An 11,237-nucleotide genomic window follows, 5' to 3' on the forward strand; every position below is an offset into this window, starting at 1 on the left:
GGGCATATTTTGCGGTTTCGGATGCCGCCAAGGAAATCGGCACGTGGGACAGCCGTCTGCAGGTCACAAGTCGCGGCTATATGCTGGGCTACAACGATTTGAGAGACCCTTCTGTCAGCGGCTTTTTCCGGCTTCTCGCAAGGGTCGGTGACAACGGGATGAAAATGCAAATCGTGAAAATTGGATTTTAAAAGGCAAAAATGAAGCCCATTCACTTTGACGTTGAAGAAGGCGGCTTTTACGGCACATATTGGGCGTGCAAGGACACACATACAGCAGCGGACACGGATTCGATTGAAACCGTGCCCGCTATCTAATACTATATTATTTTATAGAACGTATGTTCTATTCCCACTCGATGGCTTCGGTTCTGCCGTCCCGTCATTTCAGTTGCATCCAGTTTTCAGTGCCGTCTCGAATCGAATGCCGTCAGGTAACGCCATGTTGTGCTTCGTCGGCTTCGGGGACAAAAGCTGGGACAACTTCAAAAACTTTTTTCAAACTCAGGACGTTGAGTTTTTATTTTTGTCCCAAAGGCCGCGATTGGCAGCCTTTGGAGGCTCGATAGCGCCGAAAATGCCCGTTTTGAAACTCAGCCGCCCTTTAGCTTGCAAGCCGCCAGTTGCAATCGTAAGTGAATCAGCGCGGGTGGCTTGCGCATCGTGCGCAAAACCCCAGCTCACAGGTCTTCGCCATCGGCGGTCAAAGGGAGTTGTCTCAGGCGGCTTGCCCATGAGTCGACGATGAGGCCTCCATCGAATGTCGAGAACATGCTGGTAAAATAGGCAATACTTTTTATGACAGGAGAGCGAGCATGGCCGAACCCCACGATAGGAAGCCGATCCTCACGATCGAGCAGCAGATAGAGCACCTCAAGCAGAAGGGCGTAGCCTTCGAACTGTGTTCCGAGGAAGAGGCCGCGGACTACCTGCGCGACAAGTGCAACTTCTTCAAGCTCGCATCCTACCGCAAACTCTTCTCGAAATACGAGGGAGGCCCGCGCGACGGCCGCTACGTAGACCTCGACTTCGGCCAGCTGCGCCTGCTCGCGGCGCTCGACCAGGAGCTGCGCCACGCCCTGCTCGGCATGACGCTCGACATCGAGCATTTCCAGAAGGTGACACTGCTTCGCGAGATGGAGGACCGTGGAGAGGACGGCTACGCCATCGTGGCCGACTACATGGCATCGCTTACCACTGCAAACAGGGAGTACCGCCTGCGCGAGCTCAAGATGAGCGGCCGCAGCCCCTACAGCTCGAGCCTCTACGCGAAGTACTCCGGCGACATGCCTGCCTGGGCCTTCCTTGAGCTCACCTCGTTCGGCACCCTCATCGACTTCGTGCGCTTCTGCGCCAGGCGATGGGGCGACAGGCGCCTCGAGGCCTCCCACTACGACCTCAAGCGCGTGAAGTCCGTCCGCAACTGCGCCGCGCACGGCTCGTGCCTGATCAACTGCTTCGCCGAGAGGGGCGCCGCCCGGGGCTCGGCGTCCAGCGGCGTCTCCCGAAGGGTCGCCGCCGTGGGGATTCCCAAGGCGACCAGGAGGAAGTGGATGGGGAATACGGCCATGCAGGAGGTCGCGACCGTGCTCGTGGCGCACTCCGGCTTGGTACCCGAGGGCTCCTCGCGCTCGCGCGCCGCATCCGAGCTCGCCGAGATGTTCGCCAGGGCCGACGGCGAAACCGAGGCGCTGCCCGACAAGGGGCCCGACGCCGCAGCTCGCTCCGCGCTCGAGTTCCTTCGCAGGTTGACAGAATCGCTCGGGTTGGTAGAATAGCCTGCAGATAGCAAAACCTTCACGGTTTTAGGGGCGGACTTGCGCAAGCGACTCTGCCCTATTTTTATATTCACTCGCTATAGGAGACGGATGATACCTGGGTCAATGACAGAACTGAGAAGCCCGGAATAATGGAGCCAGTTAGAAACCCTCGGGTTTGCGGGGCGGGATCGTGAGAGCGATTCTGCCCTATTTTTTTCCTCCGTCTGCCCCAACCAAGTAGTTCGAAGATAGCCTGTAGGTGTCCTCGTGGGCGCCTTTTATTTAATATGAGTAGAACATTGTCAAGAGGCAATGAAGGCCCAAGCCAGGAAAATCTTTCCCGACTTGGGCCTTTCTATCATCACCCGATGATTTCTTCCGACAGGTTGTGTCATCAAACCGACGCTCGTATTCGCAGTTTAATATTCGCGGGTTGACGGCCTCGGGCTGGCGCGGACCGCACGCGGGTCCGCCGCGTCATCGCCCGTCTATGTCGGCCGCCCTGGCTTCGCATTTCGTTGCTACGGCTGGATGCGCGCACCTTCTAACAAGAAGAATCTTTCGGCGAGCATGGCGGTCGTCCCGCTGCTCAAAAACAGATCTGGGATTGCATCCAACGACCAGTCGATATGGAAGAAGCCACGGGGAATGACCGTTATGGGATTGCCATCGCTCCCTCTACGCGAGCGCTCCTTCGCTCATGCGCCCGAGCGCCCATATCCAGCAAGCCAGCTCGCGCGCTGTAGCGACGTTTGCGACCACAGGTCGCTTGCGCAGCTCGCAAGATAGATGGCGACGCCTTTCCACAAGGCGCTTGACACCGACTGCCGCATGGTTCGATATGGAAGCGGGAACGCTCTCATCGTAAAGCGAGCGCTTCCGCTCTTTCGTGGCGCGGGCGTAGTGCCAGGATGCCTCCACGAGCAGCTTCCGCAAGTGAGAGTTGCCGGCTTTGGTGATGCCGCCCCGGGAGGCGCGCTCTCCGCTCGAGTGCTCGGAGGGAACGAGCCCAAGCCAGCTCGCGAAGGCGCGCGCCGAATCGAAGCGGGAGAACACGCCGGCTTCGACCGTGAGCGCGAACGCCGTCACGGTCTCTATTCCCTTCATGCACCTGAGCGCCTCAACGCGATCCCGCCAACGAGGCCTTGAGGCGCATTGGGCCACTCTCTTCTCGATGGCCTTCTTCTGCGATTCGATATGGCGCACCTCGGAGATGTAGTAGTCGAGGGACTCTCGAGCGGCAGCGTCGGGAAGCTCGATTCCCCGGATCCACTCCCAGTGCGCATGGGTCCAGCTGCCTCGGCGCTTTCCATCTTCGTTAAACTCGTTCCAGATATATCCCCACCGGATGAGCAGATGGGTGAGGCGGTGCTTGGCGCGGGTGAGGTCGTCGCGGATGTCCTCGAGCGCACGAGAGAGGTTGCGGGCGCCCTCTGTCTCGACGTCGGGCACGAACACCTCCACGATGTTGTGCGCCATGAGCTGGCGCGCCAGAAACTCCGCATCGTTGCGGTCGTTTTTCTTGCGCCTGTCCGATGCGGGCTTGTGCATCTTGGATATGGCGCCCACTATGCAGTCCACGCCCATCTCTCGAAGCTCGCGCACAAGATGAAACCCCGTCACGCCGGATTCGTAGACCGCTTTGGGAGAGTCAAGCTGAAGAATCCATCCTGCGATCTCCGCGGGCGAATAACCGAACTTCTGTGACCGAACCTCGCCTGTGATTGAGTCGAGTGCGACAGCTGTAACGGATCGGGCATGGACATCCAGACCGATTGAAGTAACATGGTTCATTGTGAGCCCCTCTCATGTATGTGGCAACTTAGGAAAAACTGCCGGTTGTATAAATGACGCACGACCATTATCAGCCTATGATCCACGGTCATTAGGAAGACGACATGAAGTAGGGGCTCACAATGTTCTACTCATATCGTCTTCAGGGAATCGGCCGCTTCATGAACGAGCGACCGGCTTGACCTAGATCGAACCGCCTTCATCTCCGCCTAGGCGCCGGCGATCAACATCGTAAATCCGCGCGTGCTACAATGCGGGCACCAGAGATGAAAACACAGTCCCCGTCGGGTAGTCGTGGGCGTGCGGGAGTCCGCATCAGTAACCTGCCTCCTTGGTTGTCCCTTCTCTGCATGGTCATCTACATAAAGGAGGAACCAACCATGCAGATCAGCGTGTCATCCACCCTGACCGTATATCATGACGGCCAATTCTGGGTCGGGCTGGCGGAGCATGTCGAGGACGGCAGATACGGCGTCGTCCGCATCGTCTTCGGTGCAGAACCGTCCAATGAGGAAATCCTGCAATTCGTTACAAGCAAATGGGCGAAGCTCTCGTTCTTCGGTGACGAGGCCACGGAAACAAGCAAGCCCGCGAAGAATCCCAAGCGACGCGCTCGCGAGGCAGCGAAAGCCCTTAAGCGGCCCGCGGTGAGCACCAAGGCACAACAGGCGCTCGCAGCACAGCGGGAAGCGATGAAGCGGGAGTCGGCTCAAGCAAGGAGCCAGCGTCGCGCGGATGAGGCGGAGGCGCGCTTCGAGCAGCGAAAGCTGAAGCGCAAGCAGAAGCATCGCGGGCATTGATACCGCCATCGACCCATATATAGCAGCAGGCGTAGCTTCGATTGAAACTACGCCTGCCACCTGGTGCTATAACGTTATACAGAACGTGTGTTCTACTCCCACTCAGTGATCAAATCGTGCACTTCCATAGCCTCTCGTCTACATGGTATACCGTTGTCTCCCCTTTTTTCAGAGTTGGGCGATTTTCGGGTACCCAAGCTGAACTCAAATTGAACTTAACGACGTCTTATCGGTCGGGGGCTTCCTAGCGAGAATATACAGAGGCGCACATTTCGCAGGGAACCTCCCATTCGTTATTTTATCGGGATGCTGTCAAGGCAGCGTCAATGCGTTTGACCTACACCTTCTCGCTTGTCGAGGCTTCGTCTGCAGGACCATCGGAATCGATACGGAATCGATCGGCATACCATTCATCCGAAGCAATCACCTTATGGAGCATCTGGAGATGCAGGTCGACATAGTGGCAGAACGCCTTGCCGTATTCCACGAGAGGCACATTGTTTCTCTCGTTGGGCTCGGCTCCAAAATTAAACTCGACCTCATAGCCCTCCCCAGGCACACCAATGCTCGACAGAATATCAGTGGAGAAGTGAACGAATCCAGACGTCACCTTGTATACATCTTTTACCTTTGGATCGAACTTCTCGAGTAAGTCTTGAAGTCTTCTATCAGACATCTTCTCACCCGAGAAATCTTTCAGCTTGTTCGCAGGCACACCTTGAAACACCTGCTTGAGAAAGTCATCCTGGTCTTCCGCGGCGAATAACGCGAATGTCCTCAGGCAGACTCCAACCTGTGCGCGGAGAAGCTGGGCGACGCAAACAAGATTCCTCGACTCGAGCATGGAGATGAATCCGTCTATCAATCTCATCGCATATTCAGAGGAGGATGCCAGATATAGATCCCATTGGGTAAAGTCACCGTTCATGAAGGGAATCACTGCATTGCGCTCGGCGACTCTCAAGGCACTCAGGCTTTGTTTTATTTTCTCAGCTTCTTGCTTGAACTGTTCGATATCCAAAATGCCCCCAAATACCGGCTTCTCAACAAATCAGAAAAAGCAAGAGAGACAGAGATTAGGTTCATGCTCCACTGAACCCACGCTTCCAGTCGAGGTACTCCTCCTCGGAGATCTCCCCGGAGTCCCGTCTCTCGCGCCCCTCACGGAACTGTCCATATCAGTGTAGCCAATCCAAGCACAGTCCCACCGCCCGGCCCAGTCGCTCCCCGTCCTGCGTGACCCCGTGAAGGCGGAGGGGCGTGACTGTCGTCATCGCGTTCCTTTCTCCTCGTACTTTTTTGGGCATGCGTAACGGGCCCCCGCGCGGCGCTGAGAGCGAATCGGCGCAGGCTTGAGACCAGTTGCGCTGGAGCCGAGGTTCGGGTTTCGCCGGCTTACGCAGCTTGGCGGACGGAGCGCCCGGGCTCCGCGCCCCTAGGGCGCGGCGGGGTCCGCAACGTTGGAGGTGTCGATCTCGCCCAGATTGGCGAGCTGGCTGATGAACGGGACACTCTCGTGTTCGTCCACCTCGACGCCGCCGAGCACGATGGTGCTGTCGCGCGTATCGATTTGGGTTGTGAACACGGCCGGGTCGAAGCCCGAGGCGATAAAGCCAATGCCCGCGAGGACAACACCCGCGGCAACGAGCCCGCCCGCCACAGCGAGGTAGATCTTCTTCGCGCTGGTCATGGTACTCACTCCTTTCTACGCCGCGAGATGCGCGGCAGCGCCGCCCTTCTCGCCCTTACCCTTCCAGAAAGGCGAGGCGGCCTTCCCCGCCCAGAGCGCCGAGAGGCGCGCGATCCGCTTGGATGCCTCCCAGGCGCCCGCGCCCACGAGGAGGGCCACGCCGATGAAAGCGAGCCCGCAGCCCAGCATCACGATCACGTAGGGCACGTGGCCGACGGCCACACCCGCCGCCACGAGCGCGAGCGACGCCGCGCCCACGGCCCCGAGGATCGCGGCGATGACCCACACGCAGAGCGCCAGCACCCAGATACACACGTAGACCGTGACGGCCACCGCCGCGAAGGCCAGCAGGAGCGGCACCCACACCGGCGACCCCACGATGGTCAGCACCCACAGCAACGCAGTGCTGCGCCGGCGCGTCTTCGCAATCGCGCGCGGCACGGCGGGCAGGTCGTCGAGCGTGGCCTCGGCAACCTCGCCGGGGGTGCCCATGGCGGCCACGGCCTCCTCCTCGCTCATGCCGTCCTCCATGCGGTCGGCGATGGCCTCCGCGTAGAACGCCTTGGTCTCCTCCACCTGTTCGGCCGGCAGGCAGGCGAGCAGCTCGCCCAGCCGGCCCAGGAACTCATCGCGCGTCATGGTGCGCCCCCTCAACGTATGTGTAGATCTCCCGTACGGACGGCCACTCGGCCAGGAACTCCTCGATGCGCGCACGCCCATCGTCCGTGATGCGGTAGTACCGGCGCAGCCGCCCGTTGTGCTCGGCGGAGCGCGCCGTGATGCACCCGGCCTTCTCCAGGCGCTTGAGCAGCGGGTAGAGCGTCGACTCCGTGAGCCCCATGCTCGCCGGCACGTCCTTCACGATCTGGTAGCCATAGGACTCCTCGCCGGAAATGGCCGCGAGCACGCAGGCCTCCAGGAAGCCACGCTTCATCTGGGCCTCCATCCGCACACCTCCTCTCGTCATATACTGCGCTATACACACTATACGATGCAAGGTATTAGGCGTCAACTACCATCGTGAAGATTCTTCGGTCCCCGCACGCGGTCGCGGATGACTGCCCGTCCCGAGCGAAACCCACAGGCGCCAACGCGACCTGAACGCGGCGCTGTACCCCGAGATCCGGGGTACGGTCCACCTTTCGGCCCAACCATGGGATTCGAAAGGCCGAAGACGCCGAGAGAGATCCGGGCAGGACGGCGCCAGGTGGTTTTCAACCCCGTCAACGGTTCGCGAGCTCTGGAATATTGCCCGCAGGCCACGGGAAGAGCTCCAACCGAAAGTAATCATCGCCAGCAGCTCTATCTCGCGAAACGTCCTCGTGAAGCCGCACGTGAGTGCACCCGAAACCGCATGAGTCCACTATGAGCGCATTCTTTTGACGTTTTGTTCCCGAAGCAAGGGGCCCCGTCGGCCTGGCGCTCGACCCCATCAATACGACGCCACTGTTCTCCCGATGGAGCAGGACAGCATATTCGTCTCGTTCATGCAGGTAGATAGTGCCGTTGGCTTGCGTGTATCCAATTTGCTCAAACATCACGGCATACACGATAAGGTACGAGAAAAACGAGGGAGACCGCATTCGGCCTCCCTCTTAGCGACGTGAATCGTAGCCAGCGACTTTACCGTCTTACGTTTCCACAGATCAGAAGGGATGTGCAAGAGCGATGACCGAAAGAATCGTCGCAGGCGGCTTATTCACCCACGAGTTCAACGGCTCCACTTTCAAATGCATGGGGAAATGCGAATGACCTCAATGTGCTCCCGAACTCCGCGCTGACGGAAACGCCGACTCCGTCGAGCGAAGACTTGCTAATATGAGTCACAACACCGTCTCCAAGGCCGATATGCCCAAGATGGCTTCCAACTGGGGGCAGGGTTTGCCGATAGGAACAACATGAAGAAATGCAGTCCCCTTGGAATCCTGCTCGGTGATTCCGTCAGCGTTCTTCTCAAGGCAATCCAGAAGAGCAATCGGATCGCCCATCACGTCAGGTGGCGGAGTTGGCATGGAGGGCAGGTTCTTGTTGGTATCCACCCATTGTACGCTCGTCGTCGTGCACGACCAATCGGACAGCTTCCCGGATTCGATAGTTGCATGCGAGGGGGTTCTTCGAGCTAAGTGCTCTTGAGCATAGCGTTTCACGTGCCGGTGTTCATGAGCGGCAAGGATTGCTTTTTCGGGCTCGATCCGAGGATGCGTGACTACGGTCTCTCTTGCTGTTCAGCTCGCCTAGTCTGCATCTTGGTTCCTCGACTGCGCAGCTTGGTTAAACGCCGAAGGTTCAGCTATCTTCGTCAGCTAGCATGAGAGCAACCCGAAGGGAGGACGCATGAAGATCACAATCGAAGAGCGAGAAGCAGCTCAAGATATAGAAGTCACGATCGTCTGCGTAAGGGTCGATCGCCGCGTGCTTGATATAACGGCTCGGCTGCGCATGCTTGACAGGAAGGTGACGGGCACGGCCGACGGCTGCACGCGCGTGCTGAGCGCAGAAGACGTCCTGTTCATCGAGTCGGTCGACAAGCACACGTTCATTTATACGGCCGACACGGTTCTCGAAACGGGCCTGCGCCTTTACGAGATGGAGGAGCGCCTGTCGGACTGCGACTTCCTGCGCATCGCGAAAGGTTGCATCGTCAACTTCCGCGCGATCACCGCCCTCAAGCCCGACGTCAACGGCAGGATCATCGCCACCTTGGAAAACGGTGAGCAGGTCGTTATCTCGCGCCAGTATGCGCCCGACGTCAAATCGAAGCTCGGTCTGAAGCAGTCGAAACGAAGGAAGGGAGACCGAAATGATTAACAGGGACATTATCGACACCGATAAAAAGACGCCCGCGGAAAACCTCGGACAACTCGTGAAAAGCACCTGTATCGGCTTCACTGTTGCCATGATAGCCTTCTTGGCATTAGGGACTTGTTTCGCTGATGACACCGCCAAGCAGGGCATTAACTATTGCTGGTCGATTCTCGCCGCGTGCGTCACCGTCCCCGCGCTGCAGTTCGTGTTCTTCACGCCCGCGGTGATCAGACAGATGGCGTATCCCGCGCGCCTGGCGCTGTTCGACGTTTGCCTCTACGCAGCCCTCTGTGCATTGGCGTTTGTCTTTGCTTGGGTTCCCGTGAACAACCCCGGGGCGTGGGTTACCTTCACGGTTGTCTTTCTCGCCATCCTGGCGGTCCTCACTCTTGCTTTCAACGCCAAGCTGAGCCGCGAGACCCGCGAATTGAACGACAGGCTCGCGGAATACCGCAAGAGCAAGGAGACGGAATAAGGGTATAGCTGAGCATTATCGATGCTGGGCAAACCCTTACTCCCGATCCTCGGATTACCGCCCAGCGCGAGGACCTGATACCAAGGCCGGCGCAGGGCGATGCTCGGCCCCGTTCGCTACCCCAAGCGCTTCCTGCGCGGTCACGCCCTTGTAGCCCCCCGTTCGCGCGCATAAGCGGGTTCATGTGCAGGGGAATGTCGATCCAGGTGCCGCTTGCTCGGTCAGCCTGATCGGATTGGAGGAAGACGACCTCGTGTTCAGCATAGGCGATGGCGAAACTTCCTACGTATTGCGGTCTACCCAAGCCATCATTCGGTCCTCCTCGGTTTCGAAACTCGAATTTTTTTAAAGTTTCGAAACCGGGGAGGCAATATGCACAGGGATGCATCGAGGAGCAATTCCCAGTCGCGCCATGTCAGCAGCGATGCCGGGCGCATTCACGCGTGCTACAATGCGGGCATCAGAGATGAAAACACAGTCCCCGTCGGGTAGTCGCGGGCGTGCGGGGGTCCGCATCAGTAACCTGCCTCCTTGGTTGTCCCTTCTCTGCATGGTCATCTACATAAAGGAGGAACCAGCCATGCAGATCAGCGTGTCGCCCACCCTGACCGTATATCACGACGGCCAATTTTGGGTCGGGCTGGCGGAACACGCCGAGGACAGAACATACGGCGTCGCCCGCATCGTCTTCGGCACGGAACCGTCCGATGAGGAAATCCTGCAATTCGTTACAAGCAAATGGGCGGAGCTCGCGTTCTTCGGTGGCGATCCCGCCGAGACGAGCAAGCCCGCAAAACCCCAAGCGCCGTGCCCGCGAGGCGTCGAAGGCCCTTAAGCAGCCGGCGATGGGCACCAAGGCGCAGCAGGCGCTCGCGAGTCAGCGGGAGGCGATGAAGCAGGAATCGGCCCGCGCAAGAAGCCAGCGTCGCGCGGATGAGGCGGAGGCGCGCTTCGAGCAGCGGAGGTTGAAGCGCAAGCAGAAGCATCGTGGGCATTGATCGCCATGTGCAGCAAGGCAAACCATATACAGCAGTGGGGCCAGTTCCACTTGAAGCCGACGCCGCGTAGACGCTGATGGTGACGGCTATGCACGGGCACGGGCGCGCCGCCGCACTTCACAGCTTGTTTCTCAAGTATTTGGGACGCACACACGGCGTTCAAAAATGCGGAGCGACTCTGTATGGCTCGAGACTGAGCCGAGGTGCCCTACTTCTCGCCCTCCAGCAGCACCACGATGCGGTCGATGTCGACGGCAAAGCGAGGCCTTCCCTCGTGCTCGTAGCGGTCGAGGTATGCCTGGCACTCTGAGACAATGCGCTTGGTGCTGCCGTCGATGATGCGTTGGAGCGTCTCGTAGTAGGCCGAGCCCTCGGTCCTGAAGCGGCGCTGGTAGGCCTGGTGATGGGGAACATCTTGATGTAGTGGATGCCGTGGCGGCAGTTGGGGCGCGTCGTGGGGCGGGGTGGCAACGCAAAGTACTGGTCTTTGGGCACGTTAGGGGCGATGTTGGAACGCAGCGGCACGGCGAAGTCCCTGCGCTTCCCGCGGAAACGCAGCCTCACCACTACGATGCAGGGACGATTGTGCTTAAGCATGAGCTCGCGGTCGCCCTCGGCGTGGTCGAAGAAGTCCTGGGGATGGATACAATCTTCATCGGTTACGCCCCCTTCATACGAAGCGGGGCCCGCATCGCTGCGGGCCCCTACAGGTGGGCGATATTCTACGCCTTGCGGCACCCCGTCGCCCACGGAGATTAAACGCACACGTAAGCCGTACTCTGAAAGCCGCGGCTTCCGGCAAGTAGTTTATACCACGAGAGGTCGCTTTCAATGCGCATAGCTCGCAAAATAGCACTCGCTGAGCCGTCACCCTTGATTCTCATTTTCATTGCAACAGCCTCAGGACTCAGCGCAA

General features: G+C 58.9%; 10 protein-coding genes and 2 pseudogenes. 6 read left to right on the forward strand and 6 right to left on the reverse strand.

Going from position 1 to position 11,237, the window contains the following annotated elements:
- A pseudogene (locus DWZ15_RS09935) lies at positions 1-191 on the forward strand (class I SAM-dependent methyltransferase); the annotation flags it as partial.
- A 623-nt stretch (positions 192-814) separates the two neighbouring features.
- Positions 815-1,777 (forward strand): Abi family protein, encoded by a 963-nt coding sequence (locus DWZ15_RS09940; protein WP_075844146.1) that lies wholly within the window; start codon positions 815-817, stop codon positions 1,775-1,777.
- A 660-nt stretch (positions 1,778-2,437) separates the two neighbouring features.
- On the opposite strand, the gene DWZ15_RS09945 is transcribed toward DWZ15_RS09940, so the two are convergent.
- Complete coding sequence (locus DWZ15_RS09945) at positions 2,438-3,553, reverse strand: IS110 family transposase (protein ID WP_118450762.1); 1,116 nt, start codon at positions 3,551-3,553, stop codon at positions 2,438-2,440.
- A gap of 380 nt (positions 3,554-3,933) precedes the next feature.
- On the opposite strand from DWZ15_RS09945, the gene DWZ15_RS09950 reads away from it, so the two are divergent.
- Positions 3,934-4,353 carry a YjdF family protein gene (locus tag DWZ15_RS09950; protein WP_117790866.1) on the forward strand — a complete coding sequence of 140 codons (420 nt, stop codon included), beginning with the start codon at positions 3,934-3,936 and terminating at the stop codon, positions 4,351-4,353.
- A 337-nt stretch (positions 4,354-4,690) separates the two neighbouring features.
- Here DWZ15_RS09950 and DWZ15_RS09955 read toward each other — a convergent pair whose 3' ends face one another.
- The 5 genes from DWZ15_RS09955 to DWZ15_RS09980 all read right to left on the reverse strand — a co-directional run bounded on the left by DWZ15_RS09955 (position 4,691) and on the right by DWZ15_RS09980 (position 8,082).
- A complete protein-coding gene (locus DWZ15_RS09955) occupies positions 4,691-5,374 on the reverse strand; it encodes a hypothetical protein (protein ID WP_117640140.1) in 684 nt (227 codons plus the stop codon).
- A gap of 414 nt (positions 5,375-5,788) precedes the next feature.
- Positions 5,789-6,043: a hypothetical protein gene (locus DWZ15_RS09960; RefSeq protein ID WP_117640139.1), complete on the reverse strand. Its 255-nt coding sequence runs from the start codon at positions 6,041-6,043 to the stop codon at positions 5,789-5,791.
- Between the two features lie 15 nt (positions 6,044-6,058).
- A complete protein-coding gene (locus tag DWZ15_RS09965; protein ID WP_118450764.1) occupies positions 6,059-6,682 on the reverse strand; it encodes a DUF1700 domain-containing protein in 624 nt (207 codons plus the stop codon).
- Complete coding sequence (locus DWZ15_RS09970; protein WP_197032260.1) at positions 6,669-6,989, reverse strand: PadR family transcriptional regulator; 321 nt, start codon at positions 6,987-6,989, stop codon at positions 6,669-6,671. The genes DWZ15_RS09965 and DWZ15_RS09970 overlap by 14 nt, the downstream gene beginning before the upstream one ends.
- Positions 6,990-7,866: 877 nt before the next feature.
- Complete coding sequence (locus DWZ15_RS09980; RefSeq protein ID WP_118450766.1) at positions 7,867-8,082, reverse strand: hypothetical protein; 216 nt, start codon at positions 8,080-8,082, stop codon at positions 7,867-7,869.
- Between the two features lie 295 nt (positions 8,083-8,377).
- On the opposite strand from DWZ15_RS09980, the gene DWZ15_RS09985 reads away from it, so the two are divergent.
- The 3 genes and pseudogenes from DWZ15_RS09985 to DWZ15_RS09995 all read left to right on the forward strand — a co-directional run bounded on the left by DWZ15_RS09985 (position 8,378) and on the right by DWZ15_RS09995 (position 10,321).
- The gene (locus DWZ15_RS09985; RefSeq protein WP_118450768.1) at positions 8,378-8,851 is read left to right on the forward strand and encodes a LytTR family DNA-binding domain-containing protein; all 474 of its coding nucleotides are present in this window, start codon (positions 8,378-8,380) and stop codon (positions 8,849-8,851) included.
- Positions 8,844-9,323, forward strand: a complete 480-nt coding sequence (locus DWZ15_RS09990; RefSeq protein ID WP_118450770.1) for a DUF3021 family protein — start codon at positions 8,844-8,846, stop codon at positions 9,321-9,323. The genes DWZ15_RS09985 and DWZ15_RS09990 overlap by 8 nt, the downstream gene beginning before the upstream one ends.
- Positions 9,324-9,903: 580 nt before the next feature.
- Positions 9,904-10,321, forward strand: a pseudogene (locus DWZ15_RS09995) (YjdF family protein).
- Positions 10,322-11,237: the final 916 nt, after the last annotated feature.

The sequence above is a fragment of the Collinsella sp. AF29-7AC genome, from assembly GCF_003475665.1.
Lineage (GTDB): Bacteria > Actinomycetota > Coriobacteriia > Coriobacteriales > Coriobacteriaceae > Collinsella.

Excerpts from the sequence above, each read along its gene's own strand:
- DWZ15_RS09945 (WP_118450762.1), bottom strand. The coding sequence starts at position 3,553 with ATGAACCATGTTACTTCAATCGGTCTGGATGTCCATGCCCGATCCGTT.
- DWZ15_RS09990 (WP_118450770.1), top strand. The coding sequence starts at position 8,844 with ATGATTAACAGGGACATTATCGACACCGATAAAAAGACGCCCGCGGAA.
- DWZ15_RS09960 (WP_117640139.1), bottom strand. The coding sequence starts at position 6,043 with ATGACCAGCGCGAAGAAGATCTACCTCGCTGTGGCGGGCGGGCTCGTT.
- DWZ15_RS09950 (WP_117790866.1), top strand. The coding sequence starts at position 3,934 with ATGCAGATCAGCGTGTCATCCACCCTGACCGTATATCATGACGGCCAA.
- DWZ15_RS09970 (WP_197032260.1), bottom strand. The coding sequence starts at position 6,989 with ATGGAGGCCCAGATGAAGCGTGGCTTCCTGGAGGCCTGCGTGCTCGCG.
- DWZ15_RS09940 (WP_075844146.1), top strand. The coding sequence starts at position 815 with ATGGCCGAACCCCACGATAGGAAGCCGATCCTCACGATCGAGCAGCAG.
- DWZ15_RS09985 (WP_118450768.1), top strand. The coding sequence starts at position 8,378 with ATGAAGATCACAATCGAAGAGCGAGAAGCAGCTCAAGATATAGAAGTC.
- DWZ15_RS09965 (WP_118450764.1), bottom strand. The coding sequence starts at position 6,682 with ATGACGCGCGATGAGTTCCTGGGCCGGCTGGGCGAGCTGCTCGCCTGC.